We start from the raw sequence: 17,134 nt of genomic DNA, 5'->3' as shown, positions 1-17,134 counted from the left end.
AGTTTTTTAATTAAATAAACTAACTGCAACACGAGGAGGAAAAAGGAATGGAGTCAACAATTACAGCACAACGCTATTATGTGAATGGCGAATGGAAAGAAAGCACCACTGGAAATGTGGTGGAAATACTGTCTCCTTACAAAGAAGGCGCCGTTGGTACTGTACAGGCATTGTCTCAGGAAGAGGCAGCTGCGGCAATCCAGTCTGCAAAGCAAGCACAAAAAGCATGGGCAAAGGTTTCTTTGCAGGAAAAAGCTGAGTTGCTTTATAAATGGGCTGATGAATTGCTCGCGATTCAGGATGAATTGGCACAAACGATGATGCTTGAAGTCGGCAAGAGCTTGAAAGATGCCAAAAGTGAAGTGCAGCGGACATATGATTACATCCGTTATACTGCACAGGAAGCATTGCATACCAATGGCGAAAGTATGAGAGGCGACCGTTTCCCGGGTGGTTCCAGTTCCAAAGTTGGGATTGTAGACAGAGTACCATTAGGTGTAGTTCTGGCAATCTCGCCATTCAACTATCCAGTAAATCTATCAGCATCGAAATTGGCTCCAGCTCTTATTTCCGGTAATACAGTCATCTTCAAGCCTGCAACGCAAGGCGCACTAAGCGGTATCAAGATGATGGAAGCACTCGACCGGGCTGGCTTCCCAGCAGGTGTGGTAAACATCGTCACTGGCCGCGGTTCTGTCATCGGTGACTTCCTTGTGGAGCATAAAGATATTAGCATGGTTTCCTTCACGGGAGGAACCAAAACAGGTGAGAACTTGGCGAAAATCGCTGGTATGAAGCCTGTCGTCCTTGAACTTGGCGGTAAGGACCCTGGTATCGTCCGCGAAGATGCGGATCTTGAAAAAGCAGTGAAAAATATCATCAGCGGCGCATTTTCTTACTCTGGTCAGCGTTGTACTGCAATCAAACGCGTTCTGGTCCATGATGATGTGGCAAATGAACTGGTTGCAAAACTGCAGGCTGAAGTGGAAAAACTCGCTGTCGGATCACCGGAAGATGGTAACACTGTCGTCCCATTGATCGATAGTAAAGCAGCTGATGGCGTGCAAGCATTGATTGATGATGCATTGGCAAAAGGCGCGACACTTGTTACGGGTAACAAACGTGAAAACAATTTGATATATCCTACTTTGCTTGATCATGTAACAGAGGATATGGATGTGGCATGGGTAGAACCATTCGGTCCTGTACTGCCTGTCATCCGTGTTGGTTCCGATGAGGAAGCAATCGAGATCGCCAATAAATCCGAGTATGGCTTGCAAGCCAGCATCTTCACACGTGATGTGGATAAAGCCTTCTATATCGCGAATGAACTGGAAACTGGTGCTGTCCAGATCAACGGACGCACAGAGCGCGGCCCTGACCATTTCCCATTCCTTGGAGTGAAAGGTTCCGGTATGGGCACACAAGGTATTGCGAACAGCATCCTTTCCATGACAAGAGAGAAACTGACAGTATTGAACTTGGATAAATAATATAAAAAAGAGGAATCCCGCGGGATTCCTCTTTTTTATGCTTAGTCTTCGTCGATGATTGTAAGCTGACGTGTTTTCTCAGCAATTTCTTCTGGATCAACTGTAATACGGTTGACGCCAGTATCCATCGCTGCTTTCGCTACTGCTTTGGCAACAGCTGGAGCGACGCGTGGGTCGAATGGAGCTGGGATGACGTAGTCTTCGTTCAAGTCGCTTTCGTCGATCAATTCTGCGATTGCTTTCGCAGCGGCAATCTTCATTTCTTCATTGATGCCAGTTGCGCGAACATCTAGGGCACCGCGGAAGATACCAGGGAAGGCAAGTACGTTGTTCACCTGGTTCGGGAAGTCGGAGCGGCCAGTACCGATTACGCGGGCACCTGCTTCTTTTGCATCATCTGGCAGGATTTCCGGATCAGGGTTCGCCATTGCGAAGATGATCGGATCTTTTGCCATTGTGCGTACGTCGTCTTTGGACAGTAGGTTGGCCAAAGACACACCGATGAACACGTCTGCATCCTTAATTGCGTCAGACAGGCTGCCTTCTTGACGATCACGGTTTGTGATTTTCGCTACGCGGTCTTTCATTTTGTTCATGCCCTCCGGACGACCTTCGTAGATCATACCTTTGGAATCACACATGATGACGTTGTTTACACCAAGGCTGTGCAGCAATTCGATGATTGCGATACCAGCAGCGCCAGCTCCATTAGCGACAACTTTGATGTTATCGAAGCTTTTGCCTACCAATTTCAACGCGTTCAGCAAACCAGCAACTGTTACGATTGCCGTACCGTGCTGATCATCGTGGAATACTGGAATATCCGTCTCTGCTTTTAGACGCTCTTCGATTTCGAAGCAGCGAGGTGCAGAGATATCTTCCAGGTTCACACCGCCAAATGTTGGTGCCATCAATTTCACAGTACGAACGATTTCGTCCACATCGTTTGTATCAAGTACGATTGGGAAGCTGTCCACACCTGCGAAGCTCTGGAATAGAACGGATTTTCCTTCCATTACCGGCAGGGATGCTTCCGGACCGATGTTTCCAAGGCCAAGCACGGCAGAACCGTCACTGACAACCGCAACCATATTGCCTTTCATCGTGTATTCGTACACGTCATCCTTGTTTTGGTGGATTTCTTTACAAGGTTCCGCGACACCAGGAGAATAAGCAAGGCTCAAATCCGTCGCATTGCGGACAGGGATCTTCGACTTCATCGTCAGTTTCCCTTTATTTTCACGGTGTATTTTCAGTGCATCTTCTCGTAGATTACTCATCCTCTTACATCCCTTCTGTATATGTAAATATCTAATAGTAGATTTCTATACCAGCTTCGATTATACCTTTCTGCAGAGCAGGAAAGCGATTAATTGGCTTGTAATTTCCATTTTATAATTAAAATAAATGATAGTATAAATAAAGAAAGTAGCAATCCGTTATACGATAAGCCAATTGACAGGAAAAAATCGCTATGATATTTTCTATATAAAGCGTTTACAAATTGAACGAGGATTGTTACCGCATTGCGGGCAAAACCTGAATTTGCACAAGCAGCGAATTGCTATGTGTGAATTTGGGTTTTTTTCATTCTGTGATTGAAATGGGGGAAGATGATGAAGATAGAAAAAATCCTGAACAATAGTGTCGTGGTCACAAGGAATGACAAGAATCAGGAATTGGTCGTGATGGGCAGAGGTTTGGCTTTTAAGAAAAAGATCGGGGACCCGGTAGATGCATCGCAAATTGAAAAGAAATTCATCTTAGAAAAATCAGGCGTGACGGATAAATTGGAGACGCTGTTGCGTGATGTTTCTCCCTTTTATCTTAATATTGCCGCTAAGATAGTCGAATACGCACGCGGTCATCTCCCGTACGATCTGGATGAATATCTATACGTAGCATTGACTGATCACCTGAGTTTTGCCATCAGCAGGGTGAAACAAGGGATTACCTTGAAGAACCCGCTTGTCTGGGAGATACGGAAATATTATAAACAAGAATATAAGATTGCATGGAAAGCACTGGACATCATCGAAGAGGATACAGGTTATAAACTAGGGGAGGATGAAGCAGCATCCATCGCATTGCATTTGGTGAACAGTCAGCTGACAGGCGAGCATATGATGACGGCTGTCCAAGTGACGGAAATGGTCAGCAACTTGCTGAATATAGTTACTTATCACCTAAAAGGCAATTTGGATGAGAGTTCTGTCAATTATGAGCGGTTCCTTACACACTTGCGTTTTTTTGCGGTTCGTTTTCTGCGGGATGAAAGACTTCCTGAGTTGGCTGAATCATTCCTATATGATCAAGTGCGCTTGAAGTATGGAGATGCATTCCAATGTACGGAAAGAATGGATCTCTATTTGCAGGAAAAGTATAACGCTGGGCTTACGCAGGATGAGCAATTGTATTTGACTGTCCATATTCATCGCCTGACAAAACGATCACAGTAAAATAAAGGTAAATAAATTGCAAATGTAAGCGTTGACATTTGAGGGTGGGGATGATACATTTTAGGTATCAGCTGAATATCCTTCGAAGGAATGTTACCTTAATAGGGCATAACCTGATTAGCTTGGCAGGCACAATTTGTGCGCCAAACTAATCAGGTTTTTTATTTGCCTAATTCCAATAAAAGGTGGGATTAAGATGAAGTATGAACAATTGGCTAAAGATATCCTGGAACAAGTCGGCGGCCGCGAAAATGTCAACAGCGTTGTCCATTGTATCACTCGTTTGCGCTTCAAGTTGAAGGACGAAAATAAAGCAAATACCGAAGCATTGAAGAACATGGATGATGTTGTCACCGTTCTGAAGAGTGGCGGACAGTATCAGGTTGTCATCGGCAACCATGTACCGGATGTTTATAATGCAGTATCACATGTTGGTGGTTTTACAGGCAATGAGCAAGTCTCGCAAGAAGAAGACAAGGATACGAACCCTTTCAATAAATTCATTGATATCATTTCGAGCATATTTACACCTGTACTTGGTGTTCTAGCTGCAACAGGTATGATCAAAGGCTTTAACGCCATGTTCCTTGCTTTTGGGGTATATCCAGAAGAATCTGGAACCTATCAGATCCTTAACGCTATCGGCGATTCCTTGTTCTACTTCTTCCCGATTTTCTTGGGTTATACCGCGATGAAGAAGTTCGGCGGCAGTCATTTTATCGGGATGGCTATTGGGGCAGCACTTGTTTATCCGACATTATCCGGTCTTACAACGGGTGATCCGCTGTATACATTATTCAGCGGTACGCTGTTTGAATCACCTGTGCATATCACTTTCTTGGGGATGCCGGTTATCTTGATGACTTATTCATCCTCAGTTATTCCAATCATTTTGGCGACATTCTTTGCAGCGAAAGTGGAAAGAGGCTTTGCGAAGATTGTACCTAGTGTCATCAAGACGTTTGTTGTACCGTTCTTGACGCTGCTTGTGGTTGTGCCGTTAACATTCTTGATTATCGGTCCAATCGCTACGTGGGCAGGACAGCTGATCGGGCAAGCAACACTTAGCATTTATGACTTAAGTCCAATCATTGCTGGTTTGTTCCTAGGTGCCTTCTGGCAGATTTTCGTAATCTTCGGCTTGCATTGGGGACTTGTCCCGATCTCCATCAATAACTTGTCCGTTTACGGCGGAGATCCAGTATTGGCATTAGTCTTTGCTGCTTCCTTTGCCCAAATCGGTGCAGTATTGGCTGTTTGGTTCCGTATCAAGCAGAAAAAACTTAAAACGTTGAGTATCCCAGCCTTTATTTCAGGTATCTTTGGTGTGACGGAACCAGCGATTTATGGTATTACATTGCCGCTGAAAAGGCCATTCATCATTAGTTGTATCGGTGGTGCTTTAGGTGGTGCAGCTTTAGGTATAACGAAAACGACAGGATATATGACAGGGGGACTCGGCATCTTCCAAATCCCTACATTCATCGGTCCAAACGGTTTTGATTTAGGTTTCTGGGGATCATTCATCTCGATTGGAGTGGCATTTGTGAGTGCATTCGTACTGACGATGCTATTTGGCTTCACAAAGGAAAATAACAAGCCAGATACTGTCGGGGAGCCAGCAAAGACGATTCAGAAGGAAGAAAAGTTAGCGGTCGGAAATGCTGTAATCTCAAGCCCGTTTCAAGGTTCCGTCGTATCGTTAACAGAAATCAAGGATGAAGCATTTGCTTCTGGAGCACTCGGTAAAGGGGTAGCGATCATTCCATCAGAAGGTAAATTATACGCTCCTGCTTCTGGCGTTGTATCTGCATTATTCCCGACAAAACACGCCATTGGAATTACAACAGATGATGGAGTCGAGATTCTTATCCATATCGGAATGGATACAGTGCAGTTAGACGGAAAGTTCTTTGACGCGCAAGTGCAGCAAGGGGATCGAGTCGAAAAAGGCCAGCTGCTGATTACGTTTGATCTGGAAAGTATACAGGATGCTGGATTCGATATAGCGACACCTGTTGTTGTGACAGATGTAAAGGGTTACAGTTTGGTTGCAGCTACGGAAGAGAAACAAGTGAAATGGGGAGAGCCGCTTCTTACCCTGAATATATAGAATGCGTGGGTCAATAGATATTATGATAGAGGGGAGCAAAGAATATGACTATTTTTCCGGACGGATTTTTATGGGGGGGAGCTGTCGCGGCCAATCAAGTGGAAGGTGCCTATCGAGAAGGTGGGAAAGGGCTGACAACAGTAGACTTGCTGCCGATAGGAGAAGACAGATTTTCAATTATGCAAGGTAATCTTGATACACTTGAGCCAATTGAAGATTCCTATTACCCTTCACATGAGGCGATTGGTTTTTATCATACCTATAAAGAGGATATCGCTTTATTCGCAGAGATGGGGTTCAAGGCATTGCGGGTCTCCATTGCTTGGACCCGCATCTTCCCGCAGGGGGATGAAGAACAGCCGAATGAAGAAGGGTTGCAATTTTATGATGAGTTGTTTGATGAATTGCTAAAGTATGAGATCGAGCCAGTTGTTACGATGGCACATTTCGATGTGCCGGTCCATCTTGTAAAAACTTATGGAAGCTGGCGCAACCGCGAGCTTGTGAATTTTTTTGAAAGATATGCAGAAACCATATTTACAAGATACAAAGACAAAGTGAAGTACTGGATGACATTCAATGAAATCAATATGCTTCTGCATTTGCCGTTTGTCGGGGCTGGTCTGGTCTTTAATGAAGGTGATGACAAAAAGCAAACTCAATATCAAGCAGCTCATCATCAGCTGGTTGCTAGTGCATTGGCTGTAAAGCGATGCCACGAAATCATTCCGGAAGCAAAGATCGGCTGTATGCTGGCTGCTGGTACGACTTATCCTTATTCGGCAAATCCGGATGATTATCTGGATGCGATGGACCGAGATAGAGATTCCTTCTTCTTTATTGATGTGCAGGCACGAGGTGCTTATCCTGGATATGCGAAGCGCTTTTTCAAAGATAATGACATTGTCATCGAGATGGAACCTGGGGATGAAGAAATTTTGCGCCACACTGTCGATTACATCGGCTTCAGCTATTATGCAAGCCGTACTACCAGCACAGATCCGAAAGTGCTTGAGAAAACGACTTCCGGAAATGTATTTGGATCAGTCGAAAATCCGTATCTGCCGAAATCGGAGTGGGGCTGGACGATTGATCCGACAGGCTTCCGGATAACGGCAAATCAGCTTTATGACCGTTACCAAAAGCCATTGTTCGTGGTGGAAAATGGCTTGGGTGCAGTTGATGTAGTCAATGAAGAAGGAAAAGTTGAAGATACCTACCGGATCGACTATCTGCAAAAACATCTGGAGCAAATGGGCGAGGCAATAGAAGATGGTGTGGAGATACTTGGCTACACAAGCTGGGGACCGATCGATTTGGTCAGTGCGAGCACGGGGGAAATGAAGAAAAGATATGGTTATATCTATGTAGATAAAGATAATGAAGGAAATGGTTCCTTGAAAAGAATCAAAAAGAGCAGCTTTGATTGGTATAAGAAAGTCATTGAAACAAATGGCGCAAACTTGGATGCCTAAAAAACAGCACCTCACCGGACCATCCGGGAAGGTGCTGTTTCATTGTAATCAGCCTTTTTGTTTTGTCGGGCGAATGAGCAGTTCATTGACTGCAACATCATCCGGCTCGCTCAAAGCATAACGGACAGCTCGGGCAATGCTGTCGGGTGTGACAGCTGCATCCAATGTCTCACCCATGCTTTCACGGATTTCATCATCTGTGATGCTGTCCGGAAGTTCTGTTTTGATGGCTCCCGGGGAGATGATTGTCGTGCGGATATTGTTTTCTGCTTCCTCCTGACGCAAGCCTTCCGTGATGGCGCGTACAGCAAACTTAGTAGCAGAATAAACGGCTGATCCAGGATTTGTTTTATGTCCGGCTACAGAAGAAGTATTGATGATATGCCCTTGTTTTCGCTCGCGCATATGCGGAAGAACGGCAGCGATACCATACAGCACGCCTTTTATATTCACATCCACCATTGTATCCCACTCGGAAATCTGCTTTTTATGCAGGAAGGATAATGGCATGAGTCCGGCGTTGTTGAAGATGGCATCGATTTGACCATACGTATCAAGCGCGAGCTGTGCCAGTTGTTCGACTTCATCTTGATTGGTAACGTCCGTCACTTGATAGACAGCCTCTCCGCCATCCTTATTGATGGTATCTGCCAGCGCCAGCTCCTGCAAACGCTCTTCGCGGCGGGCGGCAAGGACGATTTTAGCACCGTGGCTTGCCAATTCTTTTGCAGTTGCTTCACCGATACCGCTGGAAGCACCAGTGATGATGACGACCTTATCTTGAATGTTTTCACTCATGATTGGTATGCTCCTTTTGATTGACTGATTTCCCTACTAATAACCTTTCTGGAAAATCTGAAACCTGAAAAAGAGCCTCCGAAGGGAGACTCTTGCTGATCAATCATCATCACCATCGTCATCATTGATGGATTCTTTTTCTGTATATGTCACTTCTCCGGACTCAGCATCCACGGTTACTTCGATTTCATCTCTATCGGTACGAAGCTCCACGTCGTACTCCAGTCTGCCGTCATCCTCATCTAGGTCGATGTCTGTCAGTGTAGCGCCTTTTTCTTGTGCCAAAGCTGTTTCAGCTGCTGTCTTGATGTCTATTTTTGGCTCTGTGACTTGGTTGCTGTCGTCGTCATCATCATTATCTTTCCGTGACTCGACAGAACCGTCATCTGCATTCACGCGCAGGTCATATTCCGCTTTATCTTCTTTTACGTCCACTTCATAATAAGCCTGCCCATCTCTTGCTGTATCAAGCTCTACGCTCGTGACAGTCCCAGTTTGCTCTTTGTTTGCATTATCGATTGCTTGATTCAGGTTTACTTTCGTATCAGTTGGCACTTTATCATCATCGGCGCTTACGTGATGGAAACCAAAACCCAACCCTGCCGCGATGGCAATTGCTAAACCGCTTGCTAGTAGATTCCTTCTTTTCATGTCATCCCATCTCCTTGTTCGTTGTTATGGTATTACTATATCCAACGGATCTTAGAGCAGCATGAAGTGAAAATTAGAAAACGCTGAGAAAAGGAAAAGACATTTCACAGATGACTTGTTTAATCTCCTGTACAAGGGGAATCGTCTCTAAGTCGAGACAATTCCTAAGGAGGCGTTATCAATCATGCAAAAGCAATTCGATTTACTTTATATAGACGGTGAATGGCGCAAAGGAAATAGTGAAGAGACGTTTGAAAATATCAATCCATATACAGGAGAAACATTGCTTACCATCCAAGGGGCAAATGAGGATGACGTGGATGAAGCTTATAAAGCGGCAGCAAGAGCACAGAAGCAATGGGCGCAGCAGCCGCCGCAAGTGAAGCGTGAGCTGATCGAGAAGGCGATTCAGATCATCGAGCGTGAAAAAGAGCTGTTCATCGAATGGCTGATCAAGGAAGCAGGCAGTACGTATCGGAAAGCTGTCGGTGAAATCGCCACTGCAGTCAATTTCATGAAAGAGGCTGCATCATATCCGAATCGCATGAAAGGGGAGGTATTCCTTTCCCATGTTCCCGGCAAAGTGAACAAGGTCTATCAGGAACCGCTCGGAGTAGTCGGAGTCATCAGTCCATGGAACTTCCCGCTTCATCTGACAATGCGCTCTGTTGCGGCCGCACTGGCGACAGGAAATGGTGTCGTGATCAAGCCTTCCAAGGATACAACAGTCACAGCTGGTTCACTTGTGGCAGCGTTGTTTGAGGAAGCTGGAGCTCCTAAAGGTTTGATCAATCTTGTCAGCGGTAAGAGCTCTGAAATCGGGGACAGCTTTGTCAAACACCCGACTCCGCGACTGATTTCCTTTACGGGATCCACTGGAGTCGGCAAGCATATCGCTTCCCTTGCTGCAGCTGAACTGAAAAGCACAGCACTGGAGCTGGGCGGCAATAACGTACTCATCGTGATGGAGGACGCCAATATCGATGCGGCGGTGGAATCCGCGGTTTATGGTAAGTTCTATCACCAAGGACAAGTTTGTATCGCGTTGAACCGTATCCTTGTTCAAGCATCTGTTGCAGAGGAATTCACGAGCAAGTTCGTTGCAAAAGTGAAAGAACTGCGATACGGTGACCCTGCAGATAAAAACACGCAAGTAGGACCGATTATAAATCAGCAGCAAGTGGAAAGCATAAAAGAGCAGCTGCAGCGCGCAGTCGATGCTGGGGCAAATGTCCTGACAGGCGGCAATTGGAATGGCAATGTACTGGAGCCTACTGTCGTCAATCAAGTGGACAACCAGTCTCCGCTTGCAGCCGAAGAAATATTCGGACCAATCGCACCGATCATTACATTCGAAACAGAAGATGAAGCAGTCGAAATGGCCAATGAGCATCCTTATGGTCTTTCCGGAGCTGTGCATTCCACAGTCGGACGTGGTGAACTGATCGCCAAACGGGTCGAAACAGGCATGATTCATGTGAATGACCAGAGCATTAATGACGAACCACAGGCGCCATTCGGCGGGGTGAAGCAGTCCGGTCTTGGCCGTTTCAATGGCAAATGGGCATTGGAAGAGTTCACCGAAACAAAATGGATCGGTGTCCAAAACGATCGCACGGATTATGACAACTTCTTAAAATAAACAGAGATGAGGGATTAAGATGAGCAAAGTATTTATTATTGGAGCAAACGGTAAAGTGGGAAAAAACTTAGTTAACGTATTGAATGAAAAGAATGAGCATGAAGTATCTGTAGGACTTCGCAAGGAAGAACAATTCGGATATTTCGAAGAAAAAGGCGTCAAACCAGTATTCTTGAACTTGGAGGATAACGTGGACGCGATCACAGACGCCATTCAAGGTTCTGATGTCGTTGTGTTCACAGCAGGATCTGGCGGCAGCACTGGAGCCGATAAGACTCTGGCGATCGATTTGGACGGAGCTGCGAAGTCGGTGAAAGCTGCCGAAAAGATTGGTGCCAAACAGTTCATCATGGTCAGTGCCATCCATGCTGACTCTCCAGAAGAGTGGAGTGAGAGCATGAAGCCATATTACATCGCGAAACATTACGCTGATCAAATCATTCAAGGCAGCGAACTGAATTATACCATCCTGCGTCCAGGCGGACTATCTGATGATGCGGGTACTGGTAAGGTCACGACCGACCCATCTGGATTCAAGACAACACAAATCCCGCGTGAAGATGTGGCACGTGCCATCGTTGCAGCAATCGGGAATGAGAAAGCAGAAGGAAAGATTGTCAGCTTGCTTGCTGGAGATACACCGGTAGAAGATATTTACTAAATGAATACAGATGAAAGAAGGCCGCTAAGTAGTAGCGGTCTTTTTTTTATCCCGGAATCATGTATAAGTCGATTGTAAAATAGTTCAAATAAACGAATCCTCCCCGCAATTATTCGCGTAGACTTACTAAATACAGTTTCTGGGAGGGTAAGTGTGAAAAGATTACTTTCTTTGATTTTACTAGTTGTGATATTAGCAGGATGCTCCATTGAAATAGAAGAGGCGGACGAAAGGAAAGATGGTTTCTCTTTTGAAAGGGTCAATGGAAAGGAAGAAAAAGATAGTGGGAGGTAACGGATGAAAGGGCATATAGAAAATAGACTCAAACAGCTCTGCTCCGGCGAATTACTTGCCGTTATCGGTTTTGCGATTGCCAGCGTGCTTGTGAATCATCATTATCCAAGTCTGAAGCTTTATTCACTTTTTTCGTTTTGGACAGCATTCCTTCTTATGGAATTCATATTATTACAAGGCACCATGTATTGGTATGCGAAACTCAAAAGGTTCAGGGACGAGAAGACGATCATCACGCCAGGAAATGTAATACGTAAATTAGTGAAACTAAGGAAGTTAAACTTACTGGTTATTGCCATTCCGCCTTTTGCTTTTATCTTTGATTTTGTACGCTTGCAGTCACCGCTTCCTTCAGGGGGGATATGGATAGCTGCATGTATTTATCTTTTCACTATTTTGGAATACATAAACTACTTCCATACACAGCTTTCCTACGATAACAAAGCTGATTTACTTTATCTGAAGCAGCATAAAGCATTGAAGCAAGCTAGCATGAAAAGAGACATCAATCGATTATTCCATAAAAACGTAAAAAAGAACCTCTGAGATTGAACTGCACCCAAAGAGCGACATTGACTTTTGGGGTGCGGTTCAGATAGAGGTTCTTTTACTTGATTACTTCCAAAGTTCGGAAAGCAGTGTATAGCTATTGCGACGTTTTTCTTGATCGTAAATATCCGCAGAAACAATCAGTTCATCAAACTGTGTCTTCGCATGGAAGGCTTCTAGTTCACTGGCTACTTTTTCTTTATCCCCAACGAAGGAATAAGTCAGCGTGTTGGTAACATGCAGTTTTTCCTGTTCGTTCCAAATATGATCCATGCTTTCAACCGGAGCGGTGGATGCACCGGAACGGCCGCGGATGATGCTTAGGAATTTCAGCTTCAATGTCGTGGACAGGAATTCGGCCTCTTCATTTGTATCCGCAACGATTCCATTGACTGTAACCATCGCATATGGTTTGTCCAGATAGGCGGATGGCTGGAATCGTTCGCGGTACAAACGCAGTGCATTATGCAATTCGCCTGGTGCGAAGTGGCTCGCAAATGCAAATGGTAACCCGAGCATTGCAGCAAGCTGGGCGCTGAATGTACTGGATCCTAAGAGATAAACAGGCACATGCGTCCCGTGTCCAGGATGCGCTTTGATCGGTGTATTGGCATCACCCAAGTATTGCAGCAACTCTTGGACATCTTCCGGGAAATTCTCAGCACTGGAATGCGCATCACGGCGTAAAGCGCGGCTTGTCATGAAGTCTGTACCAGGCGCACGTCCCAAACCGAGGTCGATGCGATCTGGGTACATCGTTGCCAATGTCCCGAATTGCTCCGCTATCACTAATGGAGAGTGGTTCGGCAGCATCACACCGCCAGAGCCGACACGGATGGTCGAGCTGTGGCCTGCAAGATAGCCAATCAATACACTAGTTGCAGAGCTGGCAATGCTCGGCATATTGTGATGTTCTGCAACCCAGTAACGGTTGTATCCAAGTTTTTCTGTATGCTGAATCAGCTTCTTGCTGTTCTCGAATGCCTCTTTTGGTGTTTGATTATCTGGTACTGGTGATAAGTCCAAGACTGATAGTGGTGTTTTGGTCATGATTCATACTTCCTTTCTGATTGGTCCTTCTTATTTATAATCGTAGCCGTTTTGTTTCAGAACGTCGGCTACTTTTCCGTATTCTTTATATCGTTCCGAATAGAAAGCGGCAATTCGTTCCGACCAAGGATGTGCTTTTGTTTCACCTGTGCGAGCTTGAATGGCTTCTTGCTGTTGTTTATCCATTGCTTCAACGGCTGCCTGCTGGTTTTGTACATATGTTTCTTTATGATAGAAAGCGTCCATTGGAATTCGCGGACTTTGCGGTGGCAGTGGATCGGCTGGATAGCCGATAGCTAGTCCAGAGATCGGGAAAGCAAGTTTCGGCAGCTCGAGCAGCTCTGAGATTTCAGCCGGGCTTCTGCGGACGCCGCCGATCGGGACGGTGCCGATTCCCATTGATTCTGCTGCGGCAACAGCAGTGCCAAGGGCGATACCGACATCGGTGGAGCCGACTAGTACAGCCTCGATGTTTTCCATCACTTCAAGTTTTTTATCATGCATATCCGTAATATGTTTGGCGCGACTGTAATCCATGCAGAAAACAAGGAAAGCTGCTGCGTCATCGATATGTTTTTGATTGCCGGAAAGCTCTGCTAATCGGCTTTTCCTCTCTTTGTCCGTCACGACGACAACTGAAACCTGCTGGCCATTGATCCAGTTAGGTGCGTGGATAGCTGCTCCCATGATTGCATCGAGTTGATCTGGTGTCAGTTTTTTATCTGTGAATGTCCGTACAGAACGGTGATTGTGCAATTGGTTGATAAAGTCGTTCATAATAGCCTCCCATTGGTCATGGTACTTACATGCTCTATGGAATATTATACGTAGGTAAAAGAATAGAAAGCAAAAGAACAGCTTACAAGCACAAAGCACGAGCGCTATGCTCGTGCTTTTTAGTTCAATCTTTATTCAATGTGAGCACTGTTTCGGCTGTCTCGTTCAATACATGGATTTGCTGGGTTGGTGTTTGCGGATAATAATAGCCATGCTCCATCATGTAGCTGAAGATGCGTTCATGCTGCTCGATATGTTCATGCAGCTTTGATTTCAAGTTGGTGCGCAGCTGTTCATTTCCCGTTTCATTTATAGCCTTCGCTGTGTTGATGATACCGGTTTTGACAGTGACCAGTAAATCAGTCACGATGACTTGATCTGTCACTTCCCGAGCTGATCCTAGTATTTCAATAAGCTTATCCATGCCGTTCCTCCTGATTCAGAAAATGCTGCAGCATATGGATATGACGTTTATCTGCATCTGCCTGAGCACTCAGCAGGGTTTTCAGTCCGTCATCCTTTGCCAAAAATCGCATACCTGAGGATTTTGTCAGCGAAAGACAAGCTGTATTCAGCAGCTCCATTGCTTCCATCGTTTCATGGATACCGGATTGATGCATATCAGATGTGCCCCCTCTTTTAACACTATTTTGTGAGAAACTGGCGGCTTTATTCATACATAAAATTGTTGCTCGGGGACAAGCTGAAATCAGATAAGGAGGATGGACGATGAGTGATAACCAGCAACTGGCCCCGCATGAAACGATGGAAGTCCATGAGCTGCTGAACTTCAAGACAACAGCAGTCATGAAGGCGAAGTTTTTGCAAGGTGTTGTATTCGATCAGAAAATCAAACAGCTGATGGAGAAAGATGTGGAAAACTCTGTGAGGCAAATTCGGGAATTGGAGAAGCTGTACAGTAAGTCGCAGCTTTTAAAGGAAGGTGAAGCAGATGCGTGATTTCTTAGATCCGGAAAACGCCAAAGGCATGCCAGATTTGATGGATTCCGCCATTTGTACAGAGATGCTCATCACGGCTAAGTCAGCAGTGAATAACTATGCAATCGCCATAACGGAGGCTGTGCATCCAGTGCTGCGGCAAACATTGATCCGTCATTTGGATGAAGCGATCGAGATGCAAGGTGCCATATCCGCTTTGATGGCACAGCATGACTGGCTGTTTCCAGCTGACCCGAATTCACAGTACCCATTTGATCGGAAAGCTGCCAATACCGCAATCGATGTCGTGAGTATGGATTTGTTCCCATATGATACAGACCGTTTAGGTATGTTCGCGACGCCGACCAATACCGAGTCGAAGGAGAATCAGCAATGAAGGCAGTGACGTATCAAGGAATAAAAGATGTACGTGTAAAAGAAGTGAAAGCACCTTCGATCAAAAAGCCGGATGATATCATTGTCAAACTGACAGCTACAGCGATTTGCGGTTCTGATCTGCATTTGATCCATGGCATGATTCCGAACATGCCGGAGAATTATATCATCGGTCATGAACCGATGGGAATTGTGGAAGAGGTCGGCCCAGAAGTGACAAAAGTGAAAAAGGGAGACCGTGTTGTCATTCCGTTCAATGTGAGCTGTGGGGAATGCTTCTTCTGTAAGCATGATTTGGAAAGCCAATGTGATAATAGCAATGACAATGGGCAAGTGGGAGCCTATTTTGGCTACTCTGATAATAACGGTGGTTATCCTGGCGGCCAAGCGGAATACATGCGGGTACCTTACGGAAACTTTGTGCCATTCAAAATCCCCGACAATTCGGAAGTGGCGGATGAACAGCTGATCATGCTTGCGGATGCAGGATCTACCGCTTTTTGGTCTGTGGACAATGGCGGTGTAAAACCTGGTGATACAGTGATCATTTTTGGATGTGGACCGGTTGGCTTGCTGGCACAGAAATTTGCCTGGCTGAAAGGAGCCAAACGAGTCATCGCAGTCGATTACATCGATTACCGGCTGGAGCATGCAAAACGTACCAACAACGTCGAAGTAGTCAATTTCGAGCAACATGAAAATACCGGGGAATATTTGAAGGAGATCACCAAAGGCGGAGCGGATGTTGTCATCGATGCTGTCGGCATGGATGGGAAAATGACACCGATGGAATTCATCGGCAGCGGACTGAAACTGCAAGGCGGCGCATTGGGTGCATTCGTCATGGCAGCTCAATGCGTGCGCAAGGGCGGCAATATCCAAGTGACCGGAGCATACGGAGGCCGTTATAATGCCTTTCCTTTCGGTGATATATTCCAGCGTAACGTCACCATTAAAAGCGGGCAGGCGCCTGTCATTCATACAATGCCATATTTGCATGGCTTGCTTCAGGAACGAAAGGTGGATCTAGCCGACATCATCACCCACATCCTTCCCCTTGAACAAGCGAAGGAAGGGTATGAAAAATTCGATACGAAAACCGATGGATGTATCAAGGTCATCTTGAAGCCGTAAAAGCATGACGGGATCCAAATCTTAATCCTGTTAAGATGCGGGTGGGTAAAGGCATTCAATGCAAAATCATTGAGTAAGTAAAAATAGTAAAAAAGAACTTTTCTATATCTGGGAACAAATGCCCCCGCATCTTCGTATGAAGGAAATAGATAAATTTGCGGAGGTGCGGCAATGGCGACTTACTATATCAAACAAAAGACATTCAGCTTCAAGGATAGCTTTTCGGTATTCGATGCAGATCAGCGGGAAGTTTATCGTGTTAAAAGCAAACTGTTTTCTTGGCAGAATAGATTGACGATCACGGATCTTGATGATCGGCCGCTGGCTGAGATCAAGCAGCAGCTGTCTTTTTTGAAGCCTAGATATATCATTGAAGAGAATGGCAAACCAGTGGCTGAGGTGACCAAAAACTTCACCTTCTTCAAAGCTAATTTCTCCATGAAGCCGCAAAACTGGAATTTGGATGGCGATGTTTGGGCGCATCAGTATACGCTGACGGATGAAAACGGGACGCTTATGCATGTGACGAAGAAGTGGTTCAGCTGGGGCGACACATATGAAATGCAAATAGAAGATGAATCCCATCTGCTGACGTATATTGCGGTGATGATTGTGTTGGATATGGTGTTGCATAACAATAACGGCGGCTTCGCATTTGACGGCGGCGGGGGAGAGTAAGAAAAGAGGCAGTGCATATGCGCTG

Annotated in this window: 19 protein-coding genes; 12 read left to right on the top strand and 7 right to left on the bottom strand. The window is 45.5% G+C overall.

Going from position 1 to position 17,134, the window contains the following annotated elements; translation table 11 throughout:
- The first annotated feature begins 47 nt into the window (after positions 1-47).
- The gene (locus tag SFC66_RS15655; RefSeq protein ID WP_411219664.1) at positions 48-1,493 is read left to right on the top strand and encodes an NADP-dependent glyceraldehyde-3-phosphate dehydrogenase; all 1,446 of its coding nucleotides are present in this window, start codon (positions 48-50) and stop codon (positions 1,491-1,493) included.
- A gap of 41 nt (positions 1,494-1,534) precedes the next feature.
- Here the strand turns inward: SFC66_RS15655 and ystJ are convergent, their stop codons facing one another.
- Positions 1,535-2,773: an NADP-dependent malic enzyme gene (gene ystJ / locus SFC66_RS15650; RefSeq protein ID WP_411219663.1), complete on the bottom strand. Its 1,239-nt coding sequence runs from the start codon at positions 2,771-2,773 to the stop codon at positions 1,535-1,537.
- 333 nt (positions 2,774-3,106) lie between these two features.
- On the opposite strand from ystJ, the gene licT reads away from it, so the two are divergent.
- The 3 genes from licT (at position 3,107) to SFC66_RS15635 (ending at position 7,540) form a co-directional block, all read left to right on the top strand.
- On the top strand, positions 3,107-3,952 hold the full coding sequence (gene licT / locus SFC66_RS15645; RefSeq protein ID WP_411219662.1) for a BglG family transcription antiterminator LicT: 846 nt from the start codon (positions 3,107-3,109) through the stop codon (positions 3,950-3,952).
- 196 nt (positions 3,953-4,148) lie between these two features.
- Complete coding sequence (locus SFC66_RS15640) at positions 4,149-6,065, top strand: beta-glucoside-specific PTS transporter subunit IIABC (RefSeq protein ID WP_411219661.1); 1,917 nt, start codon at positions 4,149-4,151, stop codon at positions 6,063-6,065.
- Positions 6,066-6,109: 44 nt separating this feature from the next.
- Entirely contained in the window at positions 6,110-7,540 is a 1,431-nt protein-coding gene (locus SFC66_RS15635) for a 6-phospho-beta-glucosidase (protein ID WP_411219660.1), read from the top strand.
- Between the two features lie 48 nt (positions 7,541-7,588).
- Here SFC66_RS15635 and SFC66_RS15630 read toward each other — a convergent pair whose 3' ends face one another.
- Entirely contained in the window at positions 7,589-8,338 is a 750-nt protein-coding gene (locus SFC66_RS15630; RefSeq protein WP_411219659.1) for an SDR family oxidoreductase, read from the bottom strand.
- Positions 8,339-8,437: 99 nt separating this feature from the next.
- Positions 8,438-8,989 (bottom strand): PepSY domain-containing protein, encoded by a 552-nt coding sequence (locus SFC66_RS15625; RefSeq protein ID WP_411219658.1) that lies wholly within the window; start codon positions 8,987-8,989, stop codon positions 8,438-8,440.
- 184 nt (positions 8,990-9,173) lie between these two features.
- Here SFC66_RS15625 and SFC66_RS15620 point away from each other — a divergent pair, with 184 nt between their 5' ends.
- The 4 genes from SFC66_RS15620 to SFC66_RS15605 all read left to right on the top strand — a co-directional run bounded on the left by SFC66_RS15620 (position 9,174) and on the right by SFC66_RS15605 (position 12,132).
- Positions 9,174-10,631, top strand: a complete 1,458-nt coding sequence (locus tag SFC66_RS15620) for an aldehyde dehydrogenase family protein (RefSeq protein WP_411219657.1) — start codon at positions 9,174-9,176, stop codon at positions 10,629-10,631.
- A 19-nt stretch (positions 10,632-10,650) separates the two neighbouring features.
- The gene (locus SFC66_RS15615; protein WP_411219656.1) at positions 10,651-11,292 is read left to right on the top strand and encodes an SDR family oxidoreductase; all 642 of its coding nucleotides are present in this window, start codon (positions 10,651-10,653) and stop codon (positions 11,290-11,292) included.
- Positions 11,293-11,445: 153 nt separating this feature from the next.
- Entirely contained in the window at positions 11,446-11,586 is a 141-nt protein-coding gene (locus tag SFC66_RS15610; protein WP_411219655.1) for a lipoprotein, read from the top strand.
- Positions 11,587-11,589: 3 nt separating this feature from the next.
- Positions 11,590-12,132 carry a general stress protein gene (locus SFC66_RS15605; RefSeq protein ID WP_411219654.1) on the top strand — a complete coding sequence of 181 codons (543 nt, stop codon included), beginning with the start codon at positions 11,590-11,592 and terminating at the stop codon, positions 12,130-12,132.
- A 69-nt stretch (positions 12,133-12,201) separates the two neighbouring features.
- Here the strand turns inward: SFC66_RS15605 and SFC66_RS15600 are convergent, their stop codons facing one another.
- The 4 genes from SFC66_RS15600 to SFC66_RS15585 all read right to left on the bottom strand — a co-directional run bounded on the left by SFC66_RS15600 (position 12,202) and on the right by SFC66_RS15585 (position 14,582).
- Entirely contained in the window at positions 12,202-13,185 is a 984-nt protein-coding gene (locus SFC66_RS15600) for an LLM class flavin-dependent oxidoreductase (RefSeq protein ID WP_411219653.1), read from the bottom strand.
- Positions 13,186-13,215: 30 nt separating this feature from the next.
- Positions 13,216-13,962 carry an NADPH-dependent oxidoreductase gene (locus SFC66_RS15595; RefSeq protein ID WP_411219652.1) on the bottom strand — a complete coding sequence of 249 codons (747 nt, stop codon included), beginning with the start codon at positions 13,960-13,962 and terminating at the stop codon, positions 13,216-13,218.
- Between the two features lie 124 nt (positions 13,963-14,086).
- Positions 14,087-14,386: a spore coat protein gene (locus tag SFC66_RS15590; RefSeq protein ID WP_411219651.1), complete on the bottom strand. Its 300-nt coding sequence runs from the start codon at positions 14,384-14,386 to the stop codon at positions 14,087-14,089.
- The gene (locus SFC66_RS15585; protein WP_411219650.1) at positions 14,379-14,582 is read right to left on the bottom strand and encodes a hypothetical protein; all 204 of its coding nucleotides are present in this window, start codon (positions 14,580-14,582) and stop codon (positions 14,379-14,381) included. The genes SFC66_RS15590 and SFC66_RS15585 overlap by 8 nt, the downstream gene beginning before the upstream one ends.
- Positions 14,583-14,691: 109 nt before the next feature.
- Between SFC66_RS15585 and SFC66_RS15580 the strand changes: the two genes are divergently transcribed.
- The 4 genes from SFC66_RS15580 (at position 14,692) to SFC66_RS15565 (ending at position 17,109) form a co-directional block, all read left to right on the top strand.
- A complete protein-coding gene (locus SFC66_RS15580; protein WP_411219649.1) occupies positions 14,692-14,922 on the top strand; it encodes a spore coat protein in 231 nt (76 codons plus the stop codon).
- Positions 14,915-15,298: a spore coat protein gene (locus tag SFC66_RS15575; RefSeq protein ID WP_411219648.1), complete on the top strand. Its 384-nt coding sequence runs from the start codon at positions 14,915-14,917 to the stop codon at positions 15,296-15,298. Before SFC66_RS15580 ends, SFC66_RS15575 begins: the two co-directional genes overlap by 8 nt.
- Positions 15,295-16,431 (top strand): zinc-dependent alcohol dehydrogenase, encoded by a 1,137-nt coding sequence (locus SFC66_RS15570; protein WP_411219647.1) that lies wholly within the window; start codon positions 15,295-15,297, stop codon positions 16,429-16,431. Before SFC66_RS15575 ends, SFC66_RS15570 begins: the two co-directional genes overlap by 4 nt.
- A 171-nt stretch (positions 16,432-16,602) precedes the next feature.
- Positions 16,603-17,109: an LURP-one-related/scramblase family protein gene (locus SFC66_RS15565; protein ID WP_411219646.1), complete on the top strand. Its 507-nt coding sequence runs from the start codon at positions 16,603-16,605 to the stop codon at positions 17,107-17,109.
- Positions 17,110-17,134 lie beyond the last annotated feature (25 nt).

The sequence above is a fragment of the Terribacillus saccharophilus genome, assembly GCF_046592895.1.
In the GTDB taxonomy this organism is placed as follows: Bacteria; Bacillota; Bacilli; order Bacillales; family Amphibacillaceae; genus Terribacillus; species Terribacillus saccharophilus_D.
Note: the sequence above shows the minus strand (reverse complement) of the source record. Positions and strands in the feature narration are given on the sequence as shown.

What these genes read in the sequence shown, in the direction of transcription:
- SFC66_RS15655 (WP_411219664.1), top strand. Translation starts at nt 48, where the DNA reads ATGGAGTCAACAATTACAGCACAACGCTATTATGTGAATGGCGAATGG.
- ystJ (WP_411219663.1), bottom strand. Translation starts at nt 2,773, where the DNA reads ATGAGTAATCTACGAGAAGATGCACTGAAAATACACCGTGAAAATAAA.
- licT (WP_411219662.1), top strand. Translation starts at nt 3,107, where the DNA reads ATGATGAAGATAGAAAAAATCCTGAACAATAGTGTCGTGGTCACAAGG.
- SFC66_RS15640 (WP_411219661.1), top strand. Translation starts at nt 4,149, where the DNA reads ATGAAGTATGAACAATTGGCTAAAGATATCCTGGAACAAGTCGGCGGC.
- SFC66_RS15635 (WP_411219660.1), top strand. Translation starts at nt 6,110, where the DNA reads ATGACTATTTTTCCGGACGGATTTTTATGGGGGGGAGCTGTCGCGGCC.
- SFC66_RS15630 (WP_411219659.1), bottom strand. Translation starts at nt 8,338, where the DNA reads ATGAGTGAAAACATTCAAGATAAGGTCGTCATCATCACTGGTGCTTCC.
- SFC66_RS15625 (WP_411219658.1), bottom strand. Translation starts at nt 8,989, where the DNA reads ATGAAAAGAAGGAATCTACTAGCAAGCGGTTTAGCAATTGCCATCGCG.
- SFC66_RS15620 (WP_411219657.1), top strand. Translation starts at nt 9,174, where the DNA reads ATGCAAAAGCAATTCGATTTACTTTATATAGACGGTGAATGGCGCAAA.
- SFC66_RS15615 (WP_411219656.1), top strand. Translation starts at nt 10,651, where the DNA reads ATGAGCAAAGTATTTATTATTGGAGCAAACGGTAAAGTGGGAAAAAAC.
- SFC66_RS15605 (WP_411219654.1), top strand. Translation starts at nt 11,590, where the DNA reads ATGAAAGGGCATATAGAAAATAGACTCAAACAGCTCTGCTCCGGCGAA.
- SFC66_RS15600 (WP_411219653.1), bottom strand. Translation starts at nt 13,185, where the DNA reads ATGACCAAAACACCACTATCAGTCTTGGACTTATCACCAGTACCAGAT.
- SFC66_RS15595 (WP_411219652.1), bottom strand. Translation starts at nt 13,962, where the DNA reads ATGAACGACTTTATCAACCAATTGCACAATCACCGTTCTGTACGGACA.
- SFC66_RS15590 (WP_411219651.1), bottom strand. Translation starts at nt 14,386, where the DNA reads ATGGATAAGCTTATTGAAATACTAGGATCAGCTCGGGAAGTGACAGAT.
- SFC66_RS15585 (WP_411219650.1), bottom strand. Translation starts at nt 14,582, where the DNA reads ATGCATCAATCCGGTATCCATGAAACGATGGAAGCAATGGAGCTGCTG.
- SFC66_RS15580 (WP_411219649.1), top strand. Translation starts at nt 14,692, where the DNA reads ATGAGTGATAACCAGCAACTGGCCCCGCATGAAACGATGGAAGTCCAT.
- SFC66_RS15575 (WP_411219648.1), top strand. Translation starts at nt 14,915, where the DNA reads ATGCGTGATTTCTTAGATCCGGAAAACGCCAAAGGCATGCCAGATTTG.
- SFC66_RS15570 (WP_411219647.1), top strand. Translation starts at nt 15,295, where the DNA reads ATGAAGGCAGTGACGTATCAAGGAATAAAAGATGTACGTGTAAAAGAA.
- SFC66_RS15565 (WP_411219646.1), top strand. Translation starts at nt 16,603, where the DNA reads ATGGCGACTTACTATATCAAACAAAAGACATTCAGCTTCAAGGATAGC.